Annotated in this window: 29 protein-coding genes; 19 read left to right on the forward strand and 10 right to left on the reverse strand. The window is 72.8% G+C overall.

The window, feature by feature from the left end; all coding sequences use genetic code 11:
- The 4 genes from ABS772_RS07555 to ABS772_RS07570 form a co-directional block, all read right to left on the reverse strand.
- A complete protein-coding gene (locus ABS772_RS07555) occupies positions 1-1,029 on the reverse strand; it encodes a SctD/MshK family protein (protein ID WP_350393434.1) in 1,029 nt (342 codons plus the stop codon).
- Positions 1,030-1,110: 81 nt separating this feature from the next.
- Positions 1,111-1,344 (reverse strand): hypothetical protein, encoded by a 234-nt coding sequence (locus tag ABS772_RS07560; protein ID WP_238256881.1) that lies wholly within the window; start codon positions 1,342-1,344, stop codon positions 1,111-1,113.
- 86 nt (positions 1,345-1,430) lie between these two features.
- The gene (locus ABS772_RS07565; RefSeq protein ID WP_082291732.1) at positions 1,431-1,649 is read right to left on the reverse strand and encodes a hypothetical protein; all 219 of its coding nucleotides are present in this window, start codon (positions 1,647-1,649) and stop codon (positions 1,431-1,433) included.
- Positions 1,650-2,084: 435 nt separating this feature from the next.
- On the reverse strand, positions 2,085-2,894 hold the full coding sequence (locus tag ABS772_RS07570) for a nodulation protein NolW (protein ID WP_350393437.1): 810 nt from the start codon (positions 2,892-2,894) through the stop codon (positions 2,085-2,087).
- Positions 2,895-3,144: 250 nt separating this feature from the next.
- Between ABS772_RS07570 and ABS772_RS07575 the strand changes: the two genes are divergently transcribed.
- From ABS772_RS07575 to ABS772_RS07655, 17 genes are all read left to right on the forward strand, one after another.
- Positions 3,145-3,735, forward strand: a complete 591-nt coding sequence (locus ABS772_RS07575; RefSeq protein WP_350393440.1) for a nodulation protein NolB — start codon at positions 3,145-3,147, stop codon at positions 3,733-3,735.
- 44 nt (positions 3,736-3,779) lie between these two features.
- Positions 3,780-4,652, forward strand: a complete 873-nt coding sequence (sctJ, locus tag ABS772_RS07580) for a type III secretion system inner membrane ring lipoprotein SctJ (protein WP_350393442.1) — start codon at positions 3,780-3,782, stop codon at positions 4,650-4,652.
- 4 nt (positions 4,653-4,656) lie between these two features.
- Entirely contained in the window at positions 4,657-5,205 is a 549-nt protein-coding gene (locus ABS772_RS07585; RefSeq protein WP_350393444.1) for a nodulation protein NolU, read from the forward strand.
- On the forward strand, positions 5,198-5,803 hold the full coding sequence (gene sctL / locus ABS772_RS07590; RefSeq protein ID WP_350393446.1) for a type III secretion system stator protein SctL: 606 nt from the start codon (positions 5,198-5,200) through the stop codon (positions 5,801-5,803). The genes ABS772_RS07585 and sctL overlap by 8 nt, the downstream gene beginning before the upstream one ends.
- Positions 5,797-7,152 (forward strand): type III secretion system ATPase SctN, encoded by a 1,356-nt coding sequence (gene sctN, locus ABS772_RS07595; RefSeq protein WP_407942974.1) that lies wholly within the window; start codon positions 5,797-5,799, stop codon positions 7,150-7,152. Before sctL ends, sctN begins: the two co-directional genes overlap by 7 nt.
- Positions 7,128-7,643, forward strand: coding sequence for a hypothetical protein (locus ABS772_RS07600; protein WP_350393452.1), 516 nt, complete (start codon positions 7,128-7,130; stop codon positions 7,641-7,643). Before sctN ends, ABS772_RS07600 begins: the two co-directional genes overlap by 25 nt.
- Before the next feature lie 241 nt (positions 7,644-7,884).
- Positions 7,885-9,015, forward strand: a complete 1,131-nt coding sequence (sctQ, locus tag ABS772_RS07605) for a type III secretion system cytoplasmic ring protein SctQ (RefSeq protein WP_350393453.1) — start codon at positions 7,885-7,887, stop codon at positions 9,013-9,015.
- A gap of 8 nt (positions 9,016-9,023) precedes the next feature.
- Positions 9,024-9,686: a type III secretion system export apparatus subunit SctR gene (gene sctR, locus ABS772_RS07610; protein WP_238254433.1), complete on the forward strand. Its 663-nt coding sequence runs from the start codon at positions 9,024-9,026 to the stop codon at positions 9,684-9,686.
- A gap of 205 nt (positions 9,687-9,891) precedes the next feature.
- Positions 9,892-10,167 carry an EscS/YscS/HrcS family type III secretion system export apparatus protein gene (locus ABS772_RS07615; RefSeq protein ID WP_082291542.1) on the forward strand — a complete coding sequence of 92 codons (276 nt, stop codon included), beginning with the start codon at positions 9,892-9,894 and terminating at the stop codon, positions 10,165-10,167.
- Positions 10,168-10,176: 9 nt separating this feature from the next.
- Positions 10,177-11,010 (forward strand): type III secretion system export apparatus subunit SctT, encoded by an 834-nt coding sequence (gene sctT / locus ABS772_RS07620; protein WP_082291541.1) that lies wholly within the window; start codon positions 10,177-10,179, stop codon positions 11,008-11,010.
- Complete coding sequence (locus tag ABS772_RS07625) at positions 11,007-12,050, forward strand: EscU/YscU/HrcU family type III secretion system export apparatus switch protein (RefSeq protein ID WP_350393456.1); 1,044 nt, start codon at positions 11,007-11,009, stop codon at positions 12,048-12,050. Before sctT ends, ABS772_RS07625 begins: the two co-directional genes overlap by 4 nt.
- 413 nt (positions 12,051-12,463) lie before the next feature.
- Positions 12,464-14,056 carry a type II and III secretion system protein family protein gene (locus ABS772_RS07630; protein ID WP_350393458.1) on the forward strand — a complete coding sequence of 531 codons (1,593 nt, stop codon included), beginning with the start codon at positions 12,464-12,466 and terminating at the stop codon, positions 14,054-14,056.
- A 17-nt stretch (positions 14,057-14,073) separates the two neighbouring features.
- A complete protein-coding gene (locus tag ABS772_RS07635) occupies positions 14,074-14,955 on the forward strand; it encodes a CpaD family pilus assembly lipoprotein (RefSeq protein WP_350393459.1) in 882 nt (293 codons plus the stop codon).
- 200 nt (positions 14,956-15,155) lie between these two features.
- Positions 15,156-16,880 carry a ribonuclease domain-containing protein gene (locus ABS772_RS07640; RefSeq protein WP_350393461.1) on the forward strand — a complete coding sequence of 575 codons (1,725 nt, stop codon included), beginning with the start codon at positions 15,156-15,158 and terminating at the stop codon, positions 16,878-16,880.
- A gap of 21 nt (positions 16,881-16,901) precedes the next feature.
- Positions 16,902-17,285 (forward strand): barstar family protein, encoded by a 384-nt coding sequence (locus ABS772_RS07645; protein ID WP_238254440.1) that lies wholly within the window; start codon positions 16,902-16,904, stop codon positions 17,283-17,285.
- 14 nt (positions 17,286-17,299) lie between these two features.
- Complete coding sequence (locus ABS772_RS07650; protein ID WP_350393463.1) at positions 17,300-17,725, forward strand: hypothetical protein; 426 nt, start codon at positions 17,300-17,302, stop codon at positions 17,723-17,725.
- 6 nt (positions 17,726-17,731) lie between these two features.
- Positions 17,732-18,187 carry an Imm30 family immunity protein gene (locus tag ABS772_RS07655; RefSeq protein ID WP_350393465.1) on the forward strand — a complete coding sequence of 152 codons (456 nt, stop codon included), beginning with the start codon at positions 17,732-17,734 and terminating at the stop codon, positions 18,185-18,187.
- Here ABS772_RS07655 and ABS772_RS07660 read toward each other — a convergent pair.
- From ABS772_RS07660 to ABS772_RS07685, 6 genes are read right to left on the reverse strand one after another with little or no spacing between them, the layout of a single operon-like run.
- Positions 18,093-18,656, reverse strand: coding sequence for a zinc ribbon domain-containing protein (locus ABS772_RS07660; protein WP_350393527.1), 564 nt, complete (start codon positions 18,654-18,656; stop codon positions 18,093-18,095). The genes ABS772_RS07655 and ABS772_RS07660 overlap by 95 nt on opposite strands.
- A 22-nt stretch (positions 18,657-18,678) precedes the next feature.
- On the reverse strand, positions 18,679-19,041 hold the full coding sequence (locus ABS772_RS07665) for a YybH family protein (RefSeq protein WP_350393466.1): 363 nt from the start codon (positions 19,039-19,041) through the stop codon (positions 18,679-18,681).
- 15 nt (positions 19,042-19,056) lie between these two features.
- Positions 19,057-19,929, reverse strand: a complete 873-nt coding sequence (locus ABS772_RS07670) for a hypothetical protein (protein ID WP_350393468.1) — start codon at positions 19,927-19,929, stop codon at positions 19,057-19,059.
- Positions 19,926-21,578, reverse strand: a complete 1,653-nt coding sequence (locus tag ABS772_RS07675) for a radical SAM/SPASM domain-containing protein (protein ID WP_350393470.1) — start codon at positions 21,576-21,578, stop codon at positions 19,926-19,928. Before ABS772_RS07675 ends, ABS772_RS07670 begins: the two co-directional genes overlap by 4 nt.
- A 28-nt stretch (positions 21,579-21,606) precedes the next feature.
- A complete protein-coding gene (locus ABS772_RS07680; protein ID WP_350393473.1) occupies positions 21,607-22,116 on the reverse strand; it encodes a hypothetical protein in 510 nt (169 codons plus the stop codon).
- Positions 22,110-24,038: a LysM peptidoglycan-binding domain-containing protein gene (locus tag ABS772_RS07685; RefSeq protein WP_350393475.1), complete on the reverse strand. Its 1,929-nt coding sequence runs from the start codon at positions 24,036-24,038 to the stop codon at positions 22,110-22,112. The genes ABS772_RS07680 and ABS772_RS07685 overlap by 7 nt, the downstream gene beginning before the upstream one ends.
- Before the next feature lie 532 nt (positions 24,039-24,570).
- Here ABS772_RS07685 and ABS772_RS07690 point away from each other — a divergent pair.
- Positions 24,571-25,680, forward strand: a complete 1,110-nt coding sequence (locus ABS772_RS07690) for a DUF1521 domain-containing protein (protein ID WP_350393477.1) — start codon at positions 24,571-24,573, stop codon at positions 25,678-25,680.
- Between the two features lie 317 nt (positions 25,681-25,997).
- On the forward strand, positions 25,998-26,894 hold the full coding sequence (locus tag ABS772_RS07695; protein WP_238258754.1) for a response regulator: 897 nt from the start codon (positions 25,998-26,000) through the stop codon (positions 26,892-26,894).
- The last annotated feature ends 20 nt before the right edge of the window (positions 26,895-26,914 follow it).

A 26,914-nucleotide genomic window follows, 5' to 3' on the forward strand; every position in this document is an offset into this window, starting at 1 on the left:
TCAGAAGCGCATGGCGACGAGGCGGCCGTCGCGCTCCAGCATCACGCGGTCGTGCTCGATGCCGCGGATGGTCCAGCCGCCGTCGACCACGGCGCCGGCGAGGTAGCGCTGGCCGCGCACGACGATGTACGGCTGGGCCCCGCGCCAGACCCCCTCGATGCCCAGCGACGCGGGCAGCTTCTCCGCCTTGACCGCGACGCTGTTGACGAGGGTGACGTCGCCCGCGAAGCGCTCGTCGAACGCCTTCTGCAGGCCTTCCCAGCGGCCGGCAAAAGCCGGTTCGATCGTGCCGGTGGCGGTCACGGCGCCGCCGCTCGCCCGGACATGGACGTTGAGGAGTCCGGCCCCGGCGATGTCGTCCTGCAGCGCCTTGGCCGCCGCCTCGACGGCGGCGGGCTTCTGCGGCGCCGACGCCGGACCGGGCACAGCCGCCTTCGCGGCGGCCGGCGGTGCGACCGCGGCGGGAAGAGCTACGGTCGGTGCTGCGGGCGTCGTCGCCGCGACGGTCTGGACGTGGGCCTGCGTGGCCTTGTCGGCGCCGTCGATGAGGACGGCGGCCCCCGCGATGGGGTTGGACAACGTGAGCAGCACGGTCACGGCGAGCACGCCCGCCGCGGCGATGCCGGGCACCGCCGGCCGCGCGAGCAGGCGCCGCACGGTGCCGAGCGGGCGGGCGGCGCGGGCCTCCGGGACGCTCGTGCGCGAAACGTCCCAGGCGAGCGCGACGCCGCCGATCTCGACGGTCGCCGGCAGGCGGATCGTGCGCGCGGCGCCCGCCGGCACCGGCCCGATGCCGGTGACCGCGACGCCCGAGGACAATCCCTCGACGCGGATCGTCCGCTCCTGCAGGACCACCGCCGCGTGGACGGGTGCGAAATCGGGCTCCATCAGCAGGATGTCGGCCTCCGGGCCGCTGCCGAGCACCAGCCGGCCCTCGCCGACGTCCTGGGTCACGCCCGCATAGAGTCCCGATTGAATCTCGAGTCGGTAGCCGGCCTGTCCGTCACCGGCCTTCACTGCGATGTCCAAGCTCGCCTCCCCCTGGAATTCCCCTCCTGCCGCGCGGGGCGGGACCGCGCGGTCCCGCCCCGATCGACCGTCAGCGGCCGATTACTGCTGCGGCTTCTCCTTGGCCGCGTTCTGGTCGGTGCCGAGCTTGGCCGAAGCCATGCGCAGCTCCATGCTCTTCTGCTGCTGCTCCTCGCTCACCTGCTTGAGCTGGGCGAGGTTGGACGCGAAGCTGTCGCCGCCACCGCCGGCGGCACCACCCGCGCCGCCCGCTCCGCCGCCGCCCGTCAGGGCACCGACCGCACCACCCACCAGTCCACCGATTCCACCAGCCATGATCATTTCCTCAATCTTGGGTTGAAATTCTCTCCGCGCACGAGCAGCCGCAAGAGACGACTTGAGGCTCCCCGTGAGCGTGCCGGCTACGCGAAGTCCTCTTCGGTCTCCGACATCGCTTGGCTCATCTCGTCCATGGAATCGCCCGCGACCTGCATGGCGAACTGGCCGAGCGCGTCCTCGAAGGCCTTCGCCTGACCGGCATCGCCTCCGCCGCCGAGGGCTCCTCCGATCGCGCCGCCGATGAGGCCGCCGACCGGACCGCCGAGGGCGGTTCCCGCGATGTTCCCGATTGCTTCGAACATCGTCCCTCCTCCTGCGGCCCGTTCCCGATGCCCTTGGACGAGCGGGACGGGCCGGTTCACGCATCGGGCCGGAGCGCCCGCACGGGGCGCGACGGTCCGGCACCAGAGTGGCGGCCCGCGGATGTCGGGAACGAGCCCCGGCAACCGCGGCGGCGCCACGGGTCGGGACGCTAGGCAGGCGAGCTTTCGAGAACCTGACGGGGATTTTTTCGCGGCGATTTCAGGCGGTGCGATCGCCGGTCCGCGCGAAGAAGGCGCGTCGGTGCAATGACTTGAGGTGTCTCACACAATATCCGGCCGATCGCCTCGGCTCGACGTGCGTCATCGCTCCGGCGTTGCCGCGCGACGACGGCGTGCATCGGATCCGGGCCGATCAACCGGACAGGCAGGGCCTTGCCGGATCGCGCAAGGCGCGCGGGCGTCGCCCCGTTCCGGTCAGGGCCGTGGGGGCGCGACGCCGGCGGGGGCCGGGAGAGCGGGGGCGCCGGGCGCCGGAACCGGTGCGGCGAGCGCTGCGGCGGCGGGCGCCGCGCCCGATTCGCTGCGGGGGGCCGGCTCCGATTCGGGGCCGATCAGTCGCTCGGGCCGGCCGTCGCGGAAGACGGTCATCTGCCCGCCGCGGAAGACCGTGAGCGTCGTGACCTTCGGCGGCGGCGGCGCTTTGGCAGCCTCGGCGCCGGGCTTGGGCCGGGCCTGCTCCTCGGCGACGAGCCCGGCCAGCGTCTGCTCCACGAGGGTGACGTAGCGCGGCGGCCCCGAGACCATCACCACCGCCTTGCCCGGCGCGGGCCGGATGGGAAAGCGCGCGTCGCTGATCTCCAGCGCATCGAGGGCGGCCTTGAGCCGGTCGAAGGGAATCGGGCTGAGCACGAGGAGCTGGGTGCGGCTCTCCCGCGCCGAGGTGATGTAGAGGACGCTGCCGTCGTAGTACCATTCGAGATTGTAGTTGGCGGCCACCCGTTCGAGGAATTCCTGCGCGGTCCCCTCGGGCATGCGCCCCTGGATCCGGCCCTTCACCTCGGGGCTGACATTGACCTTGATGGCAAGGTTGCTGCCGAGTTCCTGCAGCGCCGCGGGAAGGTCCTGGTCGATCACCGTGTAGCGGTAGGGCGTCGTCGGCATCTTGAGCGCCGCCGCCTCGGGCCGTTCCACGGCAAGCGGCAGCGACAGGGCCGCGAGCACGGCGGCCAGGGCGCATCGCCGCGCCGAGTAAGCCTGCCCGCCGTTCCGAACCCCGCTCCGCATCCCGGCACTCCTTCTCGCTCCGGCCGAGCTTTACGACGGATTTGCGACGCTGCGCTGACGCCCCTCCCCTTCCGCGATGCCGCGTTTCGAACGGGTGACGCCGACGCCCCGTCCCGCCTTCGTCAGGTGCCCGTCAGGTCGGGGCGATAGCGTCCGCCTCGTCCTTACCGGGGATCGCGGCGCCGTCATCGAGAGCGATGCGGCGTGCCGCGCTTCCTCCGGCAGCGCGTTTCAAGGGAGCGTCCAGGCCATGGCAGTGGAAGCAATTGCGAGCGGCCTGGGCGGCATCGGCGGGGCGGGCCCCGTCCGCGGCGTCGAGGCCGTTGATTTCGGCCCGGGCCTCGGCAAGGCGCCGGACGCGGCCCAGAGCCCCGCTCCGTCCTCGGCGCCGCCGGTGCGCGAGGCCTCGCTCGAGGCGCGCACGGCCGGCCTCGAATCGCCGGCCCGTCCGGGAGCCGCCGCCGAGGTGCGCGCCGCGCCGCGCCATGCGGGCGATTCGATCGGCCACCGGGTGCTCGACGGCATGGACCGCGTCCAGAGGGGCGACCTCGCGTGGCGCGGTCGGCCCGGCCCCGCCGGTGCGGCGCCGGACGGGCCGACCCTGAAGGTCGCGACCCGCCAGCCCGGCCCGGCCGAGTCGGCGATGCGCCCGGACGCCTATCGCGGCCCCGAGATCGCCGGCCATCCGACCACCCAGCCCGGCCAGAGCAGCAATCCCGGCTTCGACGGAATGCTGCGCCAGCTGGAGCAGGTCAGCGGACAGGTCGTGCAGGTCTCCGTCGTCACCAAGACCACGAGCAGCTTCACCGGCTCGCTCAACAAGCTGCTTTCCTCGGGCTGATCCGCCGCCCGAACTCCGAGCCGCCCGATCCCATGGAGACCGCTATGCCGAGTGCCCGCCCGAACGCGCCGACCCCGCGCCTGCGCCGCCTGCGGCCCGTCGCGATGCTCGCGGTGCTGGCCCTTGTGCTCGGCGCCTGCAAGACCGACCTCTACACCAAGCTCTCCGAGCGCGAGGCCAACGAGATGGTGGCCCTGCTGCTCGACAAGGGCATCACCGCGAGCCGCGTCGGCGCCAAGGACGGCACCAGCTCCGTGCAGGTGGAGGACGGGCGCTTCGCCCAGGCCGTGGAGGTGCTCAAGGCCGGCGGCTACCCGCGCCAGAGCTTCACCAACATGGGCGAGGTGTTCAAGGGCGGCGGCCTGATCGCCTCGCCGACGGAGGAGCGGGCCCGCTACGTCTACGCGTTGAGCGAGGAGCTCTCGAAGACGATCTCCAGCATCGACGGCGTGCTCTCGGCCCGCATCCACGTGGTGCTGCCGAAGAACGACCTCCTGAAGCAGGACGCGACGCCCTCCTCGGCCTCCGTCTTCATCCGCCACGATCAGGAGGCGCCGCTCAAGACGCTGCTGCCGCAGATCAAGATGCTGGTCGCCAACAGCATCGAGGGCCTGAGCTACGAGAAGGTCTCGGTGGTGTTCGTCCCCGTCGACCGCTCGCAGAATGCGGGCGCCGCGCTCGCCGCGCCGGCCCAGGCCGCGGCCGCGGGCGACGGGCTCGATCCGGTCGCGACCGGACTCGGCGGGGCGGGCGGCGCCCTGGCGCTGGCGGGCGCCGGCTATTGGCTGTTGCGCCGCCGCCGCACGCCCGTCCGGCGCGAGGCGGAACTCGGCGCCCTGGAGACGCTGGAGCCCGCCGACCCCGCGCTCGCGCCGCCGGAGAGCCGCCCGGCCGTCGCGCTCAAGCGCGTGGCCTGAGCCGATGAGCGGAACCGCTTCCGTCCATCCCTACCGCCTGCGCGCCGCCCTCGATCCGCGCCTGTCCGATACGGTCGTCGCGCGCCTCCTCGCCTGCGGGCGGCTGCGCGAGCGGATCGACGCGCGCCTCGGCCGCGACGGCGCGCCGGTCGACGGCGGCCACGCCTGGCTCCTGGCCGATCCCGACGGGGCGGCGCGGCGCGCGGGCGCCGTGCTGCACGGGCGGTCCCTGCGGGGGGTGCTGGCGGGGCCGGCGGTGGCCGCCCTCGTCGCCGCCATTGGCCGGGACGCCCACGCCTTCGGCCTGCGCCACGGCGCGCATGTTCCCCCGCGGGACGATCACGGCGACCTCGCGCGCGCCGTCCTGCACGACGGCTATGCCTGCCTCGGCGCGTGGCTCGACGACGCGCCGGAGCCCCTGCGCCGGGCGGTGCGGCTCGCCCTGCCGCCGGGGACGCCGGCCGACGGCGGCCCGGTCGATCCGGCGCTCGCGGGCATCGCCGCCGACATCATGGCCCTCGTGGCCGACGCGGTGGAGACCGAGGATGCCTGAGCGCGCGCAGCCGACGACACCCCGCCTGCGGCCGGCCGGCCCCATCGTCCGGGCCGCCGAGATCGGCATCTGGAGCGAGGCGCAGGCCGGGCTCGCCGCCTCGCACCGACACGCCGTCGAGACCCGCGCCTTCGCCCGCGACCTGGTCGAGCGCGAGCGCGCCCGGGCCGAGGCCGAGGGCCGGGCCGCGGGCGAGGCGGCGGCGGCCGCCCGGATCAGCGAGACCGCCGCCCGCGCCACCGCCCACCTCGCCGCCCTGGAGCGGGAACTGCCCGGTCTGGTCCACGGCCTCGTCGCCGAGATCCTGGGCGATTTCGAGCCGGGCGACCGGCTCGTCCGCTCGGTGCGCCAGGCCATCGCCCGCCTGCGCCCCGACGCGGAGGCGAGCTTGCGGGTCGCGCCGGGCGATCTGGAGACGGTGCGGGCCGGGCTCGCGGATCTCGACACCGGTTCCCTCAGGATCGAGGCCGACCCGGTGCTTCAGCCCGGCGAGTGCTGCCTCCGCAGCGCCATCGGCAGCGTCGAGCTCGGGCTGGAGGCGCAGCTGCGGGCGCTGCGGGCCGGCCTCGCGGCCGCGTCCGGGGAGAGCGCATCGTGAGCGCGCCGCTGTCCGATCCCCAGGGCGCGGTGACGGCGCTGACCGAGGCCCTGCCGCGCCTGCGCGAGGCGGCGCGCGCGGTCGAGACGCGGCCCCTGCGCGGCCACGTCACCCGCGCCGTCGGCACGATGATCCACGCCGTGGTGCCGGGCGTGCGGATCGGCGAGCTGTGCCGCCTCGAGGACGGCCGCGGCGGCCTCTCACTCGAGGCGGAGGTGGTGGGCCTTTCGGCCGAGACGGCCCTGCTGACGCCGATCGGCGGCATCGAGGGCCTGTCGGGCCGGGTCGAGGTCGTGCCGACCGGGCGCATGGTCGAGGTGCCGGTGGGGGACGGCCTGCTCGGGCGCATCCTCGACGGCCGCGGCCGGCCCCTCGACGGGGGCGCCGACCTCTCGGACGCGCCGACGCGGCCCCTGCGCGGCCCCGCCCCGAACCCGCTCACGCGACAACTGGTCGAGCGGCCGATGCCGCTCGGGGTCCGCGTCATCGACGGGCTGCTCACCGTCGGCGAGGGCCAGCGGCTCGGCATCTACGGTGAGCCCGGCGGCGGCAAGTCCTCGCTGCTCGCCCAAATCGTGAAGGGCACGCAGGCCGATATCTGCGTCATCGCCCTGATCGGCGAGCGCGGGCGCGAGGTGCGCGAATTCGTCGAGCGCCATCTCGGGGCCGAGGGCATGGCCCGCAGCGTCCTCGTCGTCTCGACCTCCGACCGCTCGGCGGTCGAGCGGGTGCAGGCGGCCCAGGCCGCGACGGCCATCGCCGAGCATTTTCGCGATGCCGGCCAACGCGTCGTGCTGATGATGGATTCGGTCACCCGCTTCGCCCGTGCGCTCCGCGAGATCGGGCTGGCCGCGGGCGAGCCGCCGACCCGGCGCGGCTTCCCGCCCTCCGTCTTCGCGAGCCTGCCCGGCCTGATGGAGCGCGCCGGACCCGGCGAGCACGGCTCGATCACCGCCTTCTACACCGTGCTCGTCGAGGGCGACGGGGCGGGCGACCCGATCGCCGAGGAAACCCGCGGCATCCTCGACGGCCACATCGTGCTCTCGCCCGCGCTCGCGGCGTCGGGCCATTACCCGGCGGTCGACGTGCTCACCAGCCGCTCGCGGGTGATGAACGCGGTGGCCGTGCCCGACCATGTGAAGGCCGCCGCCCGCTGGCGCGAATTGCTCGCCCGCTACGCCGAGGCGGAGTTCCTGGTGCAGGTCGGCGAGTACAAGGCGGGCTCCGACCCCCTCACCGACACCGCCATCGCCCGGATCGGCGAGCTGCGCGGCTTCCTGCGCCAAGCCGAATCCGAAACGACATCCTTCGAGGAGACAGTCGCATGGATGCAGCGGCTCGCTGCGTGAGGCCCACCGACCTCGCCCGCCTCGCCCTACTCCGCGCGCGCCGCGAGGCGGAGGCCGGCCGCGCCGCCCAGGCGGCGGCCGAACGGCGCCTTTCGGCCGAGGCGGCGGAGGCGCGCGCCGACCAGGCGGCCCGCGACCGCGAGGCGGCGCGGGAGTCCGGCGAGCGCGCGGTCTATGCCGGGCTGACGGCGGGCGGCGCGATCCCGCTCGCCGCCCTTGAGCGGCGCCGCGCCGCGCTGGCGAGCCTCGGCGAGGCGGTCGAGGCCGCGCGCGCGGAGGCGGCGACCGAGGCCGAGGCGGCGAGCCTGGCGCGGGCGGCGCACGAGGAGACGCTCTCCGCCCTGGCGCGCCGCGCCCGCGCGACCCGGAAGTGGCAGCGCGCGCAGGACAAGATCCTCGGCCTGCGCAGGACGCTGGCGGAGCGGGCCGAGGAGCACGAGGCCGAGGACGAGATCCTGATGCGGCTCGGCCGCGCGGGAGCTGTGGCGTGAGGCGTCGTCCAGCGGATCTTTTGGCTCCAGCGCGTATCCCCTCCCCCTTGTGGGGAGGGGTAGGGGTGGGGGTCGCGCAGGTGGCACCGCTCCGCTTCATCCTGAACCACCCCCACCTCCTCACTCCTCCCCACAAGGGTGAGGAGAGGCGCTCGATTCGGCGCGCGGAGCGAGGCGACCCGGACGGGCGGGCATGGGGAAAGGCGCCCGATCCTGTCCAACCACTTCCACGGGTGACGGCATGAGCCTGTCTTCTCTGCCCCGCATCGACGCGCCGCCGGTGCTGCGCCATCGCCCCCGCACCCGGCTGCCCGAGGTCGCCGCCGGGCTCGTCAACCGGCTCGCGCGGCCGCGGGCGCCGTTCGAGGCGAGCGTCGAGGGTCTGCCCCTGCGGCTCGCCGTCGGCGCCGTCCGGCTCGAACCGGCGCCGCCGATGGCGGACGCGGTCGAGATCGGCCTCGCCGTCGCGCAGGAGCGGCTGACCCTGCGCCTGCCCGGCGCCGTCCTCGACCGGCTGGCGCGCGCGCTGCAGCCCGACCTCGCCGGGCTGCCCGAGGGGCCCGCCGGTCCCCTCCTCCTCGAACTCGCCCTGGCGCCGCTGCTCGACGCGGCGGAGCGGATCGCGAGGGCGCGGATCACGATCCTTTCGCTCGCGCCCGCCTCTGGCGCGGTGACCTCGGGCATGACGCTCCTCGTCGAGGGGCATCTCGCGGGCGAGCCCTTCCCGGCCCAGCTCGATCTCGGCCCCCCGCCGCGCGTCGCCCCGGGGCCGCCCTGGCACGACGCTCTGCTCGCCCTCGTCGAGGTGGCGCCCGCGCAGGCGGCGCCGGTCTCGGCGCTGCCGCTCGCTTTGCGCTTCGTCGCCGGCCAGACCCGCCTGACCCTGCGGCAGCTCGTGAGCATCGAGCCCGGCGACGCCGTGCTGCCCGACCTGTGGCACCCGGCGCGCGGCGAGACCCACGCGATGCTCGGCCAGAACCTCGTCGCGGTGGCGCGCACGGACCGTCACACATCGACGCTAAAGACGCCGTTTCGTCCGGCCGCGGAAGAGTCCGCGGCGGCGAGCGGGGAGCCGGAGATGGCGCAGGATCAGGCGGCCAAGGGCGCGGACGGCGCGGACGGCGCGGCGGAGGCGCAGGCCGGGCCGGGGCTCGATGCCGTGAGCGTCGCGCTCACCTTCGAGCTCGGGCGCCGGACGCTCGACCTCGGCGAGCTGAAGGCCATCGGCGAGGGTCACGTGTTCGACCTCGGCCTCGATCCCGAGAACCCGATCGACCTGATCGCCAACGGCGCGCGGATCGGCCAGGGCGAGATCGTCGAGATCGGCGAGCGCATCGGGGTGCGCGTGGTGCGCCTGTTCGGGCGGGACTGACGCGCGCGATGGCCGAAGTCCAGCCGGGCATCCTCGCCCTCGTCGCCGTCACCCTCGGGCTCGGGCTGATGGCCTTCGTCGTGGTGACGACGACGGCCTTCATGAAGATCTCGATCGTGCTGTTCCTCGTGCGGAACGCCTTGGGCGCGCAGCAGGTGCCGCCCAACATCGTGCTCTACGGCGCGGCGCTGATCCTGACCGTCTACATCTCCTCGCCGGTCGCCGAGCAGGTCTTCCAACGCGCGACCGACCCGCAGCTCACCTACCAGACCGTCGACGACTGGATGACCGCCGGAAAACGCGCGCAGGAGCCGGTGCGCGACTACCTGCAGCGCTTCACCTCGCCCGACCAGCGCCAGTTCTTCCTCGACGCGACCCAGCGGGTCTGGCCGGAGGGCGCGCGGGGCAGCGCCGGGCCGGACGACCTGCAGATCCTCGTGCCCTCGTTCCTGATCTCGGAACTGAAGCGCGCCTTCGAGATCGGTTTCCTGCTCTACCTGCCCTTCATCGTCATCGACCTCGTGGTGACGACGATCCTGATGGCGATGGGGATGTCGATGGTCTCGCCGACCGTGATCTCGATTCCCTTCAAGCTGTTCCTGTTCATCGCCATCGACGGCTGGTCGCGGCTGATGCACGGCCTCGTCTTGAGCTACGCCCTGCCGAGTTGAGGAGAAGGGCTCGAATCTGCGTTGACGACGCGGCGCCTCCTCGGTCGGGCACCGTCGTCATCCCGGGGCGCCGCAGGCGAACCCGGAATCCACGACTGGGCGCGTCGGCCGCGCATCACGGGTGGATTGCGGGTTTGGCTCCGCGGCCCCGGAATGACGGCCGTCGCGAATCTTTGGTCGGTGCCGAGGGATAAGGAGGGACACGATGGACCAGTCCGGCATCCTGCTGCACGTCAAGAACGCGCTGGCGCAGTTCATGACGCTGACCCTGCCGCCGCTGGTGGCCGCCCTCGTCGTCGGGCTGATCGTCGGCATCCTCCAGGCCGCGACCCAGATCCAGGACCAGACCCTGCCGCAGACGGTCAAGCTCCTCGTCGTGGTGGCGGTGCTGGCCCTGTTCGTGCCGCTGCTCTCGGCGCCGCTGATCGAGGGCGCCAAGCAGGTCTTTTCCGAGTTTCCCGTCCTCACGAGCCCGGGCTGACGGCTCCCCATGGCGAGCCTGCCCGATCCCAACACCCTCGCCGGCCTGACCTCCCTGTTCACGGAAGGGATGCGCTGGATCAGCGCGGCGGCCCTCGGCATGGCGCGGCCCGCGGGCATCTTCCTGATCCTGCCGGTCTTCACCCGGGCCGAGATGGGCACGCTGATCCGGCTCGGCCTCGCCTTCGGGCTCGCCTTCCCGATCCTCGGCTACAGCCAGCAGAGCATCGCCCCGACCGAGGCCGACATCCAGGTCGTGCGCCTCGTCCTCGTGGCCCTGAAGGAGCTGTTCGTCGGCGTGCTGATCGGCTTCGTGATCGGGATCCCGTTCTGGGCGATCCAGTCGGTCGGCGAGCTGATCGACACCCAGCGCGGCATCTCCAACGAGGTCGCGCCGGTCGATCCCACGACCAAGTCGCAATCCTCCGCGCTCGGGCTGTTCCTCGGGCTCCTCGGGATCACGATCTTCGTGGCGGCGGACGGCCTCAACACCCTCGTGGAGACCCTCTACGGCAGCTACGGCCTGTGGCCGATCCAGCGCTTCCTGCCGGCCACCGACCTCGACGCGATGATGGATCTCGCCCGCCTCGTCGACCGGGTGCTGCGCACGGCGCTCCTCGTCGGCGGGCCGGTCATCGTCCTGATGCTGCTCCTCGACCTCTGCGTCATGCTGATCGGCCGCTTCGCGCCCCAGCTCAACGCCAACGACCTCGCCCCCACCGTCAAGAACGTCGCCGTCGTGCTCTTCATGATGGCCTATGCGAGCTACCTGTTCGACTACGCGAGCGCCGAGATCGGCACGGTCCGCGGCATGGACGCGACGATCGGGCCGTTCCTGCGATGAGCGGCGATTCGAGCGAGGAAAAAACCCTCCCGCCGAGCCAGAAGAAGCTGCGCGACGCGCGCAAGAAGGGGCAGATCGCCAAGAGCCGCGACCTCGTCAGCGCCCTGGGCCTGCTCGCCGCCACCGCCTTCCTGTGGTTGCGCTCGGGCAGCCTCGTCGACGAGTGGCGCGAGGTGCTGCTCTACGCCGAGCGGCTGCAGAACGACCCCTTCGGCATCGCCGCCCCGCAGGTGGCCGCGAGCCTCGCCGGCCTCTCGACCCGCACGGTTCTGCCATTGCTCGGCGCCGTGGTGGCGGCGGGCATCGTCGGCAGCGTCATCGCCAATCGCGGGATCGTCTTCTCGCTCGACCCGATCAAGCCGAAGCTCGAACATCTCAACCCCTTCGAGGGGCTGAAGCGGATGTTCGGCGTCAAGGCGCTGGTCGAACTGGCCAAGACGCTCGCCAAGGCGGTCCTGCTCGGCGGCACGCTGTTCCTCGTCTTCCTCGGCACCTGGAACACGCTCGTGCTGCTGCCGGCGGGCGGGCTCGCCGCCCTCGACTTCGTGGTCGGCACCCAGGCCAAGCTGCTGCTCGGCATCTCGGTCGGCGCCTTCCTCGCCGCCGGGCTGATCGACGTGCTGATCCAGCGCTGGCTCTTCCTTCGCGACATGAAGATGAGCGCGAGCGAGCTGAAGCGCGAGTTCAAGGAGCAGGAGGGCGATCCGCACGTGCGCGGCGCCCATCGCCGCCACCGCCAGGAGGGCGCGCAGCTGCCGCGCACGGGGCTGAAGCGCGCCACCATCCTGATCCGCGGCCGGGGCGTGGCGGTCGGCCTGCGCTACGTGCCCGGCGAGGGCGGCGTGCCGATCATCGTCTGCCGGGCCAAGGGCGCCGGGGCCGAGGTGATGATCGAGGCGGCGGCCGAGCTCGGCATCCCCCGCGCCCCCGACCACGGGCTGGCCGCGGCGCTCGCCAAGAAGGTGGCGCCGGGCGCGCCCCTGCCGAACCGCTTCTTCGACCGCGCCGCGCGGGCGATCTACGCCGCCGGGCAGGCGTGAGGGTCCGCGCGCCGGCCTGGTCAGGTTCCGGTCAGCGGCCGGGCCTAGCCTTCGCGCAGCGGTTGCGTCGGCAGCCGGTCCATCCTTACGCCAGCCCTACGGCCGGGAGTCGTGTGATGCCGTCAGACGTGCTGTGCGCAGGCCACGCCGCCGGGGCCGGCGAAGCCACCGACGGATGAGCGGGATTTCGCCGACGGCCTGTCCGGCGGGATCGAACGCGATCCGGGCCGTCCCACATCCGAAGCTGTGATGGAACGGCGACACCGGCCGACTCACCGATCGAGCCGGCGAGCGTTGTAATCGCACTGTCACACAAGCTCAGCAGGAGTCTCTCCCAGTCGTCGAGGCGACGAGGGGGCGGCCGATGCGAGCGAAGACCATCGGATTTGCCTCGTCCTCTGCCGGGACGCCGCATGTCCGCGCGTAGCGTCTCCATGGATCGGCCGTTGCTTCCCCGTCTGCTGGTTCGTGTCGCGGTCGCGCTCGCAGTGTCGGTGCCGGTGCTGGTCACGGCCGCCCGCGCCGAGCCGGCCGCCGTTCCGACGGTGCCCGCCGCGGCGCCCGCGATGCCGCGGCCGATGGTCCCCGCCTGGCCGGACAACGCCCGCTCCGTCGACGACGCCTCCCGGTTTCGCCCCAACACGACCTGGACCAACGGCGCGGCGGCCCCGCCCCGGTTCCGGCCGAACGCGCCGGAGGCGGAGACGGTCTCGGCCGCGCACGGGCAGATGTCGCTCGCCGTGTCGCGCGGCAAAACCCTGCGCCTGTCGCGGCCGGCCGCCTCGATCTTCGTGGCCGACCCGAGCATCGCCGACATCCAGACGCCTTCGAACCAGGTCGTGTTCGTGTTCGGCAAGAAGCCGGGCCGCACCAGCCTGTTCGCCCTCGACGACAGGGGCGACCCGATCGCCGAGTACGGCGTGGCCGTCGTCCAGCCGATCGAGGACCTGCGCAACCTGCTGCGCAGCGAGGTCGGCGACTACCGGCTCTCCGTCTCCTACACGCCCAACGGCGCCGTCCTCAGCGGCACCCTGCCCAATGCCGGGCTCGTCGAGACCGCCAAGGCCGTCACGGCGCAGTTCCTCGGCCAGGGCGCCACGGTGACGAACCGCATCCGCGTCGCGGGCGCGCTCCAGGTGAACCTGCAGGTGCGCGTCGCCGAGGTGAACCGCCGCGTGCTCAAGGAGTTCGGGATCAACCTCAACGCCACGGGCCGGGCCGGCAATTTCGGCTTCTCCCTGGTCTCGGGCGGCTCGGGGGCCTCGCCGGGCACCGTGCCGATCACCGGCCGCGGCAACCAGTTCGGCGTGAGCTACTCGGACGGCATCAACAACATCACCGCGACGCTCGACGCCCTGGCCGAGGACGGCCTCGTCTCGATCCTGGCCGAGCCGAACCTGACGGCGGTCTCGGGCGAGAAGGCGAGCTTCCTGGCCGGCGGCGAGTTCCCGATCCCGATCGCCCAGGCGCTCGGCCAGACCTCGGTGCAGTTCCGCCGCTTCGGCGCGAGCCTCGAATTCCAGCCCACCGTCCTGTCCTCGAACCTCATCAACATCCGGGTGCGGCCCGAGGTGAGCGAGCTGACGCCGGCCAACGGCATCGAGGCCGCCGGCATCAACATCCCCGGCCTCACGACCCGCTCGGCCGACACGGTGGTGGAGCTGGCCAGCGGCCAGAGCTTCGCCATCGGCGGCCTGATCCGGAGGAACTTTTCCACCAATGTCGGCGTCCTGCCGGGGCTCGGCGACATCCCGGTGCTCGGCGCCCTGTTCCGCTCCAGCGCCTTCCAGAAGGACGAGAGCGAGCTCGTCATCATCGTCACGCCCTTCATCGTGCGGCCGGCGAGCTCGCCCCAGGCCCTCAGCGTGCCGAGCGATCGGGTCGCGCCGCCGACCGATGCCGGCCGCATCCTCCTCAACACGCAGACCAAGGCCCCCTCGGCCCGGCTCGCGCCGCGCAGGGGCTCGGTCGGCCTCACCGGTGACGCGGGGCTCGGCGTCGAATGAGCGGGCGGAGACCGTCGATGCGCCGGATCGGCTTCGCGCCGCGGATCTGTCTGCTGCCCCTGCTGCTCGCCGCCTGCACGCCGGTGGCGCCCTCGGCCGTCGGCCCGACGGTCGCGGTGCCGCCGGTCGCCGCGGCGGCGCTGCCGCCCCCTCCCCCGCCCGTGACGATCGTCGATCCGCCGGTCGAGCCCGCCGCCGCGGTTCTGGTGCGGCGCGAGGCCGAGCCGCGGCCGGTGGTGGTCTACGAGCAGCCCGCCCGCCTCTCCCCGCCCGGCGCGCCGACCGTGCTGCCGCCGTCGATCCCGCCGCCGGGCTCGCGCCAGGAGACGCTGGTCGAGGCCGTGCCGACGACGAGCCTGATGGGCCGCAACGACCGGCGCCGCTTCCTCGCCTTCCTCAAGGAGGCCGGGCGCGGCCGGTTCGACGCCCTGCATCTGGAGCTGCGCGGGGCCAACCGCGGCGCCGTGCGGGCGCTGGCCGAGACGGCGCGGCGCGCGGGCGTCGATCCGCTCAAGATCCGCGCGATCGAGGCGGGTCCCGCGGGCGGGCGGGTCGAGGTGATCGCGACGCGCTACGTGGCGATTCCGCCGGAATGCCCCTCGCTCGCCGTCGTCGGCCCGTCGGTCAACGACAACGACTTCGACCCGACCCACGGCTGCTCGAACCGGGCCAACCTCGCCGCGATGGTCAACGATCCGGCCGACCTCGTGCGCAACGAGGCGGTGGTCCCCGCCGACGGCGCCTATGCCGCCCGCGGGATCGAGCGCTACCGCGCCTCCTACACGGCGGACCGCAACCGGCCGGACGGCGGCGCCAACCAGGCTCCGATCGACAACGGCTTCGCCTACGGCCCGCCGGGCGGCACGGTGCTCGGCAGCGGCGGACCGGTCTCGCGCTAAGAGTGCCTCACAAAACTCCCGGTCACCGGCCGCGTCCCCTTCGACCGCGACGGCGCAGCGGGAGTTTTGTGAGAGACACTAAGCCCGACACCTTCCGAAGACGACGCGCCCGAACCGTCCCCCTGATCCGCCGACAGGTGCTCGTCAGGTTGAGGATGCACCCTGTTCCCGTTTCCCGCGAAGCAGGGGCACGGGGCGGCATGAGCAACGGCATCTCGCAATTCGCCTACACGGCGCCCGCTCCGACAGCGAGCTTCGGCCTCGCCGGGCCGAGCGGCCCGACCGGTGGCACGAGCGGCGGCTCGCTCTCGGTCGATCTCCCGGAGATCAGCGTCGGCCCCGAGCCGGATCTCGGTGGCGGCGCCCTGCCGGGCGACGGCAGCTACGGCGATCCGATCGCGGGCTTCCACCAGATCAACGGGCAATTCGCCGACAGCCAGCGCGCCTTCTCCGAGCGGATGGACGCGCAATCGGCCCAGTTCAACTCCCAGATGCAGGCCCAGAGCGACGCCCGCGCCGCGCAGATGCAGGCGCAGTTCGAATCGAACATGGCCAGCATGAACGCCCAGCGCGCGGCGATGTTCGCCCCCCCGCCGGTGACCGGGCCGATCCTGCCGCCGAACTTTTCCGAGACCGCGCAGGTGCCGGCGGCGCCGGCCCCGGCACGTCCTGCGGCAGCGCCCGCGGCCGATCCGTTCGCCGCGACCGGTGAGGGCGGGCTCGGGCTGAGCCCGGTCGGCACGACCGGCCTGACCGCCTTCGGGCTCGGAGGCCCCGCCCCAGGGGCGACGCCGAACCTCGCCTTCGACCCGGCGCCGCTCGGACAAGGGGGGATCGACGCTGCGCCACCCGCCCAGCCGCCCGCGCCGCCGCCGATCGGCTACGGCGACCAGCCGCTCGGCGTGCCGGTCTCGCAGATCAGCCGCCTGACCTCGGCCGATGCGCAGGCCGCTGTCGGGGCGAGGCTCGACGCGTTCCGCGCCGCCGCCAAGCCCGCCGCGCAGGACGCGGCGCTCCAGAACGCCCTGAACGGAGCCTACGCCTTCCGCGTCCAGGGCGGCGACGCCGGCCCGTTCGACCGCATCGCCGAGCGGGTCGCGGGCGATCCGCGGGCCGAGGTCGAGCTGAAGGTCGCCCGCGACCGGGCGGAAGCCATCGTCGCCGCGGGCGTGTCGGGCAACATCCGCGCGCTGAACGACAACGGCGTGAATTTCGGCGCGCAGCTCTACGCGCTCCAGCGCAGCGTCACCAACGATCCCGACAACGCCCTCGGCCCGATCGGCCGCGCTCTCGACGGGCTGCGCTACGGCGAGGGTGCGGGCAGCGCCGTCAACGACATCCAGGCGGGGGCGACCCGCCAGGCGCTGACGGGCCTCGGCTTCGGCCGCGAGGTGCAGGACGCGACCGCGCTCGACGCCGCCCGCACCGAGGCGGCGCAGATCCAGCAGCGGCAGGCGCTCGCCGCGATGACACCGGCCGAGCGACTGTCGTACATCGCCGGTCAGGCCCTCGATGCGGGCGCCCTGACGGCCGGGCCGACCCTCGCCATGGCCCTGGGCGGCGGCCGCCCGTGGGGACCGGCAGGAGCGGCGACCGGGCTCCTCACCCCGCCGACCACGCCGACTCCCGCCGCGACGGGCAACCGCCCGTTGACGCGGGTGGTGCAGACGCCGAACGGACTCGTCGATCTCGGCCCGACCCTCGACCGCATCGCCAACGGCGGCAGCTTCCCGCACCGGCGCGACGGCACGGTGTTCCGGAACAGGGAGCAACTTCTTCCCGCGCAGCCACCGGGCTACTACACGGAGTTCGTGCATCCGACTCCGGGCATGAACGGACCCGGTGTGCAGCGCGTCATCCGGGGACAGGGCGGCGAGTTCTACTACAGTCCGGATCACTACGCGCGGTTCATTCCCCTCAACTGACAATCCCGAGCAGGTTTCGCGATGACCGACACGCTGACCTACGCCGAGAAGGATGCTTTCTGCCGGGCGGGCGCACGATGCCTCGACGTCGGCAGCGGCCTCGACACGAAGGACGCGCTGATCGGCTGGTACGCGGGCGCGCTTCCTTTGCCGGACTATTGGAGCTGCAACTGGGACGCCTTCACGGATTTCCTCGAAGATTTGTCCTGGCTCCCCGATCAGGCCATCGACATCTATCACGACAGCCTGCCGCTCGCGGGCCGTCCGGAAGAGCTGTCGATCTACGTCAACATCCTGCACACCACGGTGCGGCACTGGCGCCGGTTCCCCGAGCACGATGTCCGCGTCGCCTTTCACCCGCGCTGGAAGGCTGCGGTGTCCGGCGTCTCGCTCGATGAGCTATGAGACGTCGTCCACGCATGGCGCACTTTACCATCGCACCGGAAGTCGCCGGCGGTCTCGGCGCGAACACGGTTCTGGATCGCGGCCGCCATCCCCCCATGGTGCAAAGGCTGCACTACGAGTTCGAGGGATGGCTCGGTGATGTCCTGCTGGAGAGCTTTCCGGCCTTCATCGTGACGGAAGAGGCCCGGCAGGCCCTCGTCCAAGAGGGCGTGACCGATGCTCGCTTCGATGAGGTCGAGGTCTCGCTTTCCGACACGTTTCGAGAGACGCAGCCCGGTACGACGCTTCCGCGATTCGTCTGGCTGCTCCCGGAGGGCGAACCCGGCCAGGACGACATCGCGGCGGCTCGGGATGGGCGCTTGGTCCTCTCGCAGCGCGCCCTCGATGTCCTCCAGGCCCGCGGACTGTCGCAGGCGCTCGTCGAGCCCTTCACGAGCTAGGACGCCGTGAGCGGGGCCGATCGAAGCGCGTGGGATGCCCTGAGGCACGAGGTCGAGCGGGGCGGCGCGCGGCCGCACGTCATCGACACCCTGATCGGCCGGCTTCCGGACCGGCGCGACGCGGGCGCCACGGCCGCTTTGCTGTCGCTCCTCTCCGACCGGGCGCCGTACGACGAGGGGATGTTCTCGATCCTGCACGCGGCCGAAGCGGCGGACGACGCCACCTACGTCGCCGGTCTCCTTGAGAGCGTCGAGACCCTGACGACCGCCGCGCCGCGCTGGGCCTCGATCGTCCTGATGCGGGTTCTCAACCACGAGGGATCGCGTGACGCGCTTGTCCGACAGGTGCGCGCGGCTCCGGTCGCGGTCAAGGAAGCGGTCCGCTCCCTGGCCGAGCGGATCGACGCCGCCAGCCCCGAATTCCGGAACCGCACGGCGCCCGTGATCCTGGCCGCCGGTTGACGCTTCGGACCGAGCCGGCCGCCGGCCCGATCATCGCGCCCAGGGCCACGCCCCCGATCGCCGTCGCGCCGAGCGCCACCCCGCCGAGCGCCCAGTAGCCCGTGGCGATGCCGCCCGCGCCGAGCAGCAGGCCGATCGCGACGCCGCCGAGGGCGATGGGCCCGAGGGTGATCCCGCCCAGCGCGATCCCGCCGACGGCGATGCCGCCGAAGGCGACGAGGCCGAAGGCGATGTTGCCGAAGGCGAGGATGCCGCGGGCCGGCCGCAGGGTGGCGTTGTCCGACGCGCCGTAGACGACGTGGACGAGGGGCCAGCCGAACAGCGTCCGCTCGGACCGGTACTCGAAGCCCGCCACGAGCGCGGTGCGGGCCGACCCGTCCTGCCCGCCCGGCGCGAGGGGGCGGCCGCAATTCGGGCAGGCGACGGCCCGGTCGCTGACCTGCCGTCCGCAATCCGGGCATCGCGTCAGGGTCATCCGGGCCTCCGAGAGGTCAGTTCCACATGTGGACGAGAATACGCCATCCGCTCCCGCCGGGTTCGAGCACGTTGAGCCAGTTGCCCTCGAAGGTCTGGTGCGGACCCTCGGGGCCGGGACCGGTGAGCCGCCAGCGGCCCGAGGCGATCCACACGCCGTCGCGGGCGAAGGCGTCGCCGACCTCGACGGCGTAGTCGCGAAACCCCTGGGCGCGGATGTCCGAGAAGAAGCCGCAGATCCCGTCCGGCCCGATCACCGCCGGGCGGCCCGGCGGCACGACCCGGGCTTCGGGCGCGTAGAACGCGGCGAGATCGCCGGTGCGGCCGGCGTTGAAGGCGCGTGTGATGCCCTCCGCGAGGGCTCGGATGTCGGGGGGCATGGGGGTCTCTCAAGCTCAGGACGAAGCGGGTCCCCGCGCGACCAGCACGGGCCAGAACACCCAGTCGTCCACCGGACAGAGGGCGGGGCCGCCGTCGTGCGGGCGCAGGCGGATCGTGCCACGGGCCGGGTAGTCGAGGACGAGGTGGGTCGCCCCGAGGCGGCGGGCGAAGATGGTCGAGCCCGAGACGGTTTCGACGACGCGGCGCGCCTCCGCGCCGGCGTGAAGCGCGATCCGGCCGAGCGCCCGCCGCGGCGGGGCCGCCCCGAACGCCTCGCGCGGCATGTCGCTCAGCGAGAAGATCGCCGTCTGCGGCGTGGCGCGGCGGGCGAGCTGCCCGAACCAGTCGCCCCGCAGCGGCAGGAGATGGAGCCGGACCCCGTGGACGCGGCCCAGCACCTTGACCGCGATGCCGAGCCGCGGCTCCGGCCGCAGGCCCTGGTGCAGGAGGACGATGTCGCCGATGCCGCGCCGCGCCTTCAGGAAGGCGGCCATCCGGTAGAGCACCGAGAAGACGCAGGCGTGGTGCGCCGTGTCGAGCCAGAGCGGCCCCGGCCGGTCGAGCCCCTGCGCCTGGCCCACCCGCAGCACCGCCTCGATGCCGGCGAAGTAGGCGTCGGCCTGGGCGACCGAGAGGCTTGCCAGCACCAGCGGCTCGAACGCGAAGTCGATGGCGTTGAGCGCCGCCCGGCGCTCGAGTGCCTCGGGGATCGCGGCAAAACCCTCGGCCCGGCGCAGGAGCAGGCCGTCGAAGGCGCCGCGGTGGAGGCGGGCGATCAGGCGGTCGCGGGCGTGGCGGCTCGCCTGGCTTCCGGCGAAAGCCTCGGCGACCAGCGTGTCGAAGCGCGCCTGCGCGGCAAAGCTCCGGGCAGGGGAGACCGCGTTCATGGCGCGACCGGCGCCTCGGCGCGCTCCAAAGCCGTCTCGCCGACGAAGAGCTGGTCGCGGTCGAAGCGGCGGCCGTGGAGCTCGGAGACCTTCTCCAGCACCCGCGCCTGCGAGGCCTGGAGCGAGGCGGCCGACTGGCGCTCGCCCGATTGCTTGGCCTCCACCGTCGCCTCGCTCGCGAGCCACTGATCCTCCCGCACCACGCCGAGATCCTTGGCGCGGGCGAAGACGTACTCGGCGGTGTTCCACTTCCAGCTCGGACAGGGGAGCGCGGCCTCCTCCGGGTCGGCGTAGATGAAGCGGTGGGCGCAGAAGCCGCCGCACATCGGCAGGATCTTGCAATCCCGGCAGGTGGCGTTGTCGAACGGCGTCCATTGCGACCAGAGCGTCGCGTTGACGCTGTCGTGGAGCCTCGAAGGCTCGAAGATGCTGCCGGTGCGCTTCGACGGATCGTGCGCGGTCTCCCAGCACTTGTGCACGTCGCCGTTGCCGGCCACGACGTAGCCGCTGTTCGAGGCCGCGACGCACATGCCGGAGAAGCCGCTCGGCGGCGTCTGGATGCCGGCGAAGCCGAGCTGGCGCGCCTTGCCCTCCAGCGCCAGGACCTTGCGGTTGAAATCGGCCCGCGACAGCTTCTCGGTGAAGGCGCTGCCGCTCTCCGGCGTCGAGGCCTCGATCGGGGCGAAGTAGACGCCGAAATTGCCGCGCTGCCCGAGGCGGCGGGCGGCGAAGTCGTCGAGCATGGCGTCGGCCCGCTCGACGTTGCTGATGCCGACATTGACCCGCGCCTGGATCGACATCGCGGTCTCGTCGAGCGCCTGCTCGATGTTGTCGAGGATGCGGTCGAAGGTCCGTCCGCCCGAGGTGAGCGGGCGCATCTTGTCGTGGGTGTCGCGGTCGCCGTCGATCGTCACCTGCACCCAGCGGACGCGGCGGGTGTGGAGCTGCGCGGCGGTCTCGGCGGTGAGGAACCACGCGTTCGAGACGATGCCGGCGCTGTAGGCGATCTTGTTCTTGTCGCAATAGGCGATCAGCCGGTCGGACAGGCGGAAGATCGAGTCGCGGCCCATCAGGGGCTCGCCGCCGTACCAGATGATCGAGAGCGCCTTCAGGTCCTTCTTCGCCTTCACGAAGTCGATGATCGCGTCCTGGACGTCGGGCGTCATCTTCTTGGTGGGCTTGTTGAGCCCCTGGAAGCAGTAGCCGCAGGCGAAGTTGCAGGCCATGGTGGGCGCGATGGTGAGCGTCAGGCTCCCCTTGGCCGCCCGCGTCGCCTCGTAGCTCTGGCGCACCAGCGCGAGTTCGTCGACGCCCGCGCCGACGGCGTGGCCACCGCCGATCAGCGCCTGGAGCAGGAGCCGGTCGGCCACGTCCGCGGTACCGAAATCGCCCTGCCCGGCGAGGTCGCGATAGGCCCACGCCTCTCCCTCCGACAGCAGGATGAGGGAGCGGGTGCGCGCATTGAACAGCAGGGCGGCGCCGTCGGCGAGCCGCACCGGGATGTCGTAGCGCGAGAGGCGGTAGCGCGCCGCCGCGGGCCGGGCCGGCCCACGGGGGCGCAGCCGTGCCTGAACCTGCCGCGCGGCCGTCTCCACGGCCTCGCCCGCCTCGTCGGCGAGTCCGTTTCCGGGGGTGTCGAAGTCGAGCATGGAGGGTCTCCTTCGGGTCAGGCGCGAGTCAGGCTGCTCGGCGCGCCGCGCGGGTGGCCTCGATCCGCGCCAGCGTCGTGTCGGCGAGGTCGGCGAGCAGGTCGTTCCACAGGGCGCGGTACGCGTCGGCGCGGATCGCGGCGTCGATCACCGGCTCGCCGGTCTCCTCGTCGAGCGGCAGGCCGGACAGGGTCAGGATCCGGCGGTTCATGGCGATGACGGTGAAGTCGCCGACCCCGGCCTCGGTCGCTCCGGCGCCGTCGAGGCGCAGGGCGAACCGCCCGCCGAGGCGCTCCAGATGAGTCACGTCGTAGAAGCGCGGGACCACCCCGTGCATCAGCGTGCGGAACCACGCGAAGCGGCCCGCGGCCCCTGCCGGCTGGTTCCAGCCGGGCTCGGCCAGGAGTTCCGGCCGCAGCCGGAGGCCCGCCATGAAGCCGGCGAAGGCGGCGGGCGCCGAGACGTAGCGCCGGCCTCCGGTGACGATCTCGGCGAGCGAGAGGCGCGCCGTGCCGCCGCGCTGGTCGATGCTCAGCATGACGGCAGCAGCGGGATCACGTTGACGGCGCAGAACGAGACGGGGTCGCCGAGGGGCGCATCGACGCCGCAGACGCCGCCGAGATTGGCCGCGCAGAGGCCGGTATCGACACCGCAGGCATCGGCTCCGGCCTTGGCGGCGCAGGCATCGGCGTCCGCCCCGCAGGCATCGGCGCTGGCATTGGCCGCGCAGGCATCGGCATCCGCGCCGCAGGCGTCGGCGCTGGCATTGGCGGCGCAGGCGTCGGCATCCGCGCCGCAGGCTTCCGCCCGGGCGTCGGCCCCGCAGGCATTGCCGTCGGCGCCGCAGGCCTCGACGTTGGCGTCCGCACCGCAGGCGTTGCCGTCGGCGCCGCAGGCCTCGGCGCTGGCATCCGCGCCGCAGGCGTTGCCGTCCACGCCGCAGGCCTCGGCCGCGGCATTCCCGCCGCAGGCATTGCCGTCGGCGCCGCAGGCCTCGACCGTTCCGTCCGCGCCGCAGGCCCCGGCATCGGCGCCGCAGGCCTCGGCGCCCGCATTCGCCGCGCAGGCATCCGCGTCGGCGCCGCAGGCCTCGACGGTGCCGTCGGCGCCGCAGACATTGCCGTCGGCGCCGCAGGCCTCGGCGCCGGCATCCGCACCGCAGAGGTTGCCGTCCGTGCCGCAGGCTTCCACCGTCGCGTCCGCGGCGCAGGCATTGCCGTCGGCGCCGCACGCCTCGATCGTCGCGTCGGTGCCGCAGACGTTGCCGTCGGTGCCGCAGGCCTCCGCGCCGAGATTGCCGCCGCAGACGCCGAGATCGGAGCCGCACAGCTCGATCGCGTTGTCCGAGCCGCAGGCATCGGCGCCGATTCCGGTCGCCCCGGCGCTGCCCTTCTGGCCGCAGGCGAGGTTGCCGTCGACGCCGCAGGCCGCCGGCCCGCTGTAGCGGGCGTCGCAGACGCTGCCGTCGACCGCGCAGGCCTTGCCGGTGGTGAGCTTGGCGCCGCAGGCCCCGAAATTGGTGGCGCAGGCATTGCCGGTGCCGGCATTGGCGCCGCAGGCCGTCTCCTTGGCGGCGCAGGCGGTGCCGGCGCTGGCATTCATCGCGCAGGCGCCGATATCGGCCGCGCAGGCGGTGCCGAGGCCCGCATCCGCCGCGCAGGCGCTCGCCTTGCCGCCGCAGAGGCTGCCGCCGGTGTTCTTGGCCGCGCAGGGCCCCGAGGCGTTGGCGCCGCAGGCCCGGCCCGCGGTGAGGTTCTCGCCGCAGGGAGCCGCCGCGTTGCCGCCGCAGGCCGTTCCGGCTCCGAGATCGACGCCGCAGGGCACGTTGGTGTTGGCCGCGCAGACCGTGCCGGCGCTGGCATCGACGCCGCAGGGCGGCGACGCGGTCTGGGCGGCCGTCGGACCGGCCTGGGGCGGTGTGCCCGGCGCGGGAGAGCCCGGGGGCGGCGCGGCGCCCGGTGTTCCGGGAGGCTGCGGACCCGGCGGTTGTCCGCCCGTCGGCGGCGTCGGCGGCGTCGGCGGCGTGCCCGGCGCCGTCCCGCTGGCGGGCGGCGGGGCCGGCGGCGCACCCATCGGCACGTTCACCCGGTCGCCGGGATAGATCAGGTCGGGATCGCGAAATTGCGGGTTGGCCTTCACCACGTCCGGGAAGGGGCGGCCGTAATCCCGCGAGATGCTCCAGATCGACTCGCCCTCGCGGACGGTGTGATGGACGATGTTGTCGTTGGCCGGATCGGCGGCGGGCTGAGCGCCGGCCGGTGCCGCTTGCGATGCGGCTTGGCCCCCGGAGGCCGGCGCCGGGGCCGCCACGTTGCGCGGGTCGGCGGGATCGGGCGGCGGCGGGGCGGCGGCGCGGTCGAGGGCGGGCGCCCAGGCCTGCGCCTCGCCGCCGGTCTGGCTGCCGGACTGGGCGGGCTCCCGGCTCCGGGCGGCGAGCGGCTTATCGACGATTTGCGGCATGCTGCACCCCCGTGCCGTCGCGCGGCCGGCTCCGCTTCGAAGGAGCCGGGACCGCGTCGGAAAGACCGCTGCCGGACGACGGAGGGCGCTGCCCGCCGCCGCCGAACGCTGTGCCTCCTGGCTAGTCCCGCGACCTGACGTGGACCTGACGAGAGCGCGTCGAATCGCGGAAAAAGCGGCGCCCGCCTCGCAGGCCACGCAATGTCCGAAGGACAGATCCCGGTCACCGACCGCACATATAAAGACGGTCTGTCGTCTTCACGTGTCGTGACCCGCGCGAGAACCGATCTGCCGGGCCGGACCGCGGTGTTTGTCGGGTCTCACGCAAGAAAAGATCGATTCGCGACTTTCCCGGAGCAATCCGTAGGCCCCGTCAGGTTGTCGAAAGCTCACCTGCCTACCCATCGAGGGGCGCCGACACGGGCGCCGGCGGCCCGCGGTCGACCGGCTCCGGGCGGCCTCATCGTCGGTCGTCAGCGGCGCGGGAATGCGGGCCTCGACCGGCCCCGATCTGAACCTTCGGAGCTGAATCATGTCTCTCGGTGTCTCGAACGTAGCGGGCGCGAACGGCGCCCTGGCGAGGAGCGGCCTCTCGGACAACGGTGCCGTGGCCGCGCAGAACTTCCTCAACGCCCTGCTCGGTCAGGAAGAGGCGCCCCGCTCCGGCGGCGAGGCCTTCCTCGCCGACGTCAAGGAGACCAAGAACCCCGAGCAGAAGCGCGCCCTGATCGACGGCTTCGCCGAGGGCTTCGCGGCCGCCTCCCAGGCCGGCGAATCGGATGAGTCCGGACCTTCGGCCGACGCGGCCTCCGATGCGGGCCCGACCGCGGCCGCCGACGGCGCCGGCGCGACGGATACCGCCGAGGCCGGCGGCGAGGACGAGGCGGCGAGCCCGGCCGAGCTGATGAGCGGCTTCCAGGAGATCGCCGACCGCGTCGCCGATTCGGACCTGTCGAAGAAGGCCAAGAACACCCTGCTCGACGGCATCGCCACGCTGATGTCGAAGCTTCAGTCCGAGGCGCCCTCGGGCGAGGAGACCAGCCCGGCGAGCACCGCGGCCCCGAAGGCGAGCGGCGGGACGGGCGAGTCCGCCTCGGCTTCGGAGGCGGACGACGCCTCGGCGAGCGAGAACCAGGGGACTTGGAGCCACGAGGTCAAGGACGGCGAGGCCACGATCCAGCTCGGCGACAAGTACACCGTGAAGGCCAGCGAGAAGGACGCGACCTGGACGGTGACGAACAACGAGACCGGCAAGACCACCAAGGTCTCGGGCGACCCCCATGTCGACATCGACAACGACGGCAAGAACGACTTCGACTTCAAGAAGGACATGACGTTCAAGCTCGACGACGGCACCAAGATCACCGTCGGCACCGTCCCGGGCGGCGAGAACGGCACCACCTTCTCGTCCTCGCTGACCATCACCAACGGCGACAAGGCCATGCAGGTGACGGGCCTCGGCGATTCGCATGACGGCGAGAACAACCTCGAAGTGAAGCAGTCCGACGCGGGCACCACCCTCGACGAACTGGAGAATGACGGCTCGACCACGGTCTACGAGAACGGCGGGGCGTGGCAGACGAAGGACGGCAAGGCCGTCGATCAGTCGATCATCGACGCGGCCGAGGCCGCCGCGGCCTGATCGGACCCGATCCCGAGACTCGGTCCGCCCGGGGGCAGCCCTGCCCCCGGGCGAACTGACATGTGGAGAGGTTGGCACGAAGAGCCGAAATTGCAGGCCGAACCCACCAATAATTTCGCCAGCAAATCAAATAATATAACGCTTTCTGATACAATAACTTAGCCTGATTTAAGCTAATTCCTCGCACAATCCTCGTACGGCGAGGGTTCCCACGTGAGGACGACTGTCTTAATCCTGAATTATCCGATGACGAATGTGTGAGTGCTTGTGAGCTCAGCTGAACGGCGCGCTCAAGGTACTGAGGGGAGACGGTCGGGATGCGGATTCTGGTGGTCGACGATGATCGAGCCTGTGCCGGCTGCATCACCGGAATCCTGCGGGACGAGGGATTCGTCGCCGACCATGTCACGACGCTCGCCGACGCGACGCTGTCGGCGTCGCTCGCGCCCTACGAGGCGATCCTGGTCGACCGCATGCTGCCCGACGGCGACGGGCTCGACTGGGTGCGCGAGCAGCGCCGGGCCGGCAGCACGGTGCCGATGCTGATCATCACCGCCGAGCGCGACACCGTCGATCACCGGGTCGAGGGCCTGAACGGGGGCGCGGACGACTACATCCTCAAGCCGATGCCGCTCGACGAACTCGTCGCCCGGGTGCGCGCCGTGATGCGCCGGCCGGTGGCGACGCTGGATCCGGTGCTGCGCGCCGGCAACGTCACCTTCGATCCGGCCAACCGCGAGGTGCGGGTGGCGGGCAAGCCCCTGCGCATGCCCCGGCGCGAGACCTGCATCTTCGAGATGCTGATCCGCCGCTCGGGCAAGACGGTGACGAAGGGGCTGCTGGAGGAAGGGCTCTACAGCTTCGAGGACGAGGTCTCCTCGAACGCCATCGAGGTGGGCATCTACCGCCTGCGCGGCCACCTGATGGGCTCGGGCGCCACGGCGACGGTGCGCACGGTGCGCGGCACCGGCTACGTGCTGGAATCGCCCGACGAGCCGATCACCGTGCCGGACCTGCCGGGCGAGGTGCCGCAAGTGGCGATGGTCGCGGCGCAGGTCGCCGTGGTCCTGTCGAATCAGGCGGAGCCCTCGCCCGCGCTCATCCCGGCGGCCATCGCGGCGAGCCTGCCCGAATCGCCGCCGGCGGAGACCGCCGCGGCCGTCGTCGCCGCCGTGATCGCGGTCAGCCTCGCCAAGCGCGGCGAGGAGGTCTGAACCGCCGTCTCGAGCCGCGC

This window comes from Methylorubrum podarium (assembly GCF_040270385.1).
Classification (GTDB): Bacteria; Pseudomonadota; Alphaproteobacteria; order Rhizobiales; family Beijerinckiaceae; genus Methylobacterium; species Methylobacterium podarium.

Bases quoted from the DNA above. Each gene is read 5' to 3' on its own strand.
- ABS772_RS07615 (WP_082291542.1), top strand. From the start codon at position 9,892: ATGGACCAGTCCGGCATCCTGCTGCACGTCAAGAACGCGCTGGCGCAG.
- ABS772_RS07600 (WP_350393452.1), top strand. From the start codon at position 7,128: ATGGATGCAGCGGCTCGCTGCGTGAGGCCCACCGACCTCGCCCGCCTC.
- ABS772_RS07560 (WP_238256881.1), bottom strand. From the start codon at position 1,344: ATGGCTGGTGGAATCGGTGGACTGGTGGGTGGTGCGGTCGGTGCCCTG.
- ABS772_RS07685 (WP_350393475.1), bottom strand. From the start codon at position 24,038: ATGCCGCAAATCGTCGATAAGCCGCTCGCCGCCCGGAGCCGGGAGCCC.
- ABS772_RS07645 (WP_238254440.1), top strand. From the start codon at position 16,902: ATGACCGACACGCTGACCTACGCCGAGAAGGATGCTTTCTGCCGGGCG.
- sctL (WP_350393446.1), top strand. From the start codon at position 5,198: ATGCCTGAGCGCGCGCAGCCGACGACACCCCGCCTGCGGCCGGCCGGC.
- sctR (WP_238254433.1), top strand. From the start codon at position 9,024: ATGGCCGAAGTCCAGCCGGGCATCCTCGCCCTCGTCGCCGTCACCCTC.
- sctQ (WP_350393453.1), top strand. From the start codon at position 7,885: ATGAGCCTGTCTTCTCTGCCCCGCATCGACGCGCCGCCGGTGCTGCGC.
- ABS772_RS07585 (WP_350393444.1), top strand. From the start codon at position 4,657: ATGAGCGGAACCGCTTCCGTCCATCCCTACCGCCTGCGCGCCGCCCTC.
- ABS772_RS07680 (WP_350393473.1), bottom strand. From the start codon at position 22,116: ATGCTGAGCATCGACCAGCGCGGCGGCACGGCGCGCCTCTCGCTCGCC.
- ABS772_RS07690 (WP_350393477.1), top strand. From the start codon at position 24,571: ATGTCTCTCGGTGTCTCGAACGTAGCGGGCGCGAACGGCGCCCTGGCG.
- ABS772_RS07640 (WP_350393461.1), top strand. From the start codon at position 15,156: ATGAGCAACGGCATCTCGCAATTCGCCTACACGGCGCCCGCTCCGACA.
- ABS772_RS07570 (WP_350393437.1), bottom strand. From the start codon at position 2,894: ATGCGGAGCGGGGTTCGGAACGGCGGGCAGGCTTACTCGGCGCGGCGA.
- ABS772_RS07635 (WP_350393459.1), top strand. From the start codon at position 14,074: ATGCGCCGGATCGGCTTCGCGCCGCGGATCTGTCTGCTGCCCCTGCTG.
- sctT (WP_082291541.1), top strand. From the start codon at position 10,177: ATGGCGAGCCTGCCCGATCCCAACACCCTCGCCGGCCTGACCTCCCTG.
- ABS772_RS07630 (WP_350393458.1), top strand. From the start codon at position 12,464: ATGTCCGCGCGTAGCGTCTCCATGGATCGGCCGTTGCTTCCCCGTCTG.
- ABS772_RS07565 (WP_082291732.1), bottom strand. From the start codon at position 1,649: ATGTTCGAAGCAATCGGGAACATCGCGGGAACCGCCCTCGGCGGTCCG.
- ABS772_RS07625 (WP_350393456.1), top strand. From the start codon at position 11,007: ATGAGCGGCGATTCGAGCGAGGAAAAAACCCTCCCGCCGAGCCAGAAG.
- sctJ (WP_350393442.1), top strand. From the start codon at position 3,780: ATGCCGAGTGCCCGCCCGAACGCGCCGACCCCGCGCCTGCGCCGCCTG.
- ABS772_RS07695 (WP_238258754.1), top strand. From the start codon at position 25,998: ATGCGGATTCTGGTGGTCGACGATGATCGAGCCTGTGCCGGCTGCATC.
- ABS772_RS07675 (WP_350393470.1), bottom strand. From the start codon at position 21,578: ATGCTCGACTTCGACACCCCCGGAAACGGACTCGCCGACGAGGCGGGC.
- ABS772_RS07665 (WP_350393466.1), bottom strand. From the start codon at position 19,041: ATGCCCCCCGACATCCGAGCCCTCGCGGAGGGCATCACACGCGCCTTC.
- ABS772_RS07575 (WP_350393440.1), top strand. From the start codon at position 3,145: ATGGCAGTGGAAGCAATTGCGAGCGGCCTGGGCGGCATCGGCGGGGCG.
- ABS772_RS07650 (WP_350393463.1), top strand. From the start codon at position 17,300: ATGGCGCACTTTACCATCGCACCGGAAGTCGCCGGCGGTCTCGGCGCG.
- ABS772_RS07670 (WP_350393468.1), bottom strand. From the start codon at position 19,929: ATGAACGCGGTCTCCCCTGCCCGGAGCTTTGCCGCGCAGGCGCGCTTC.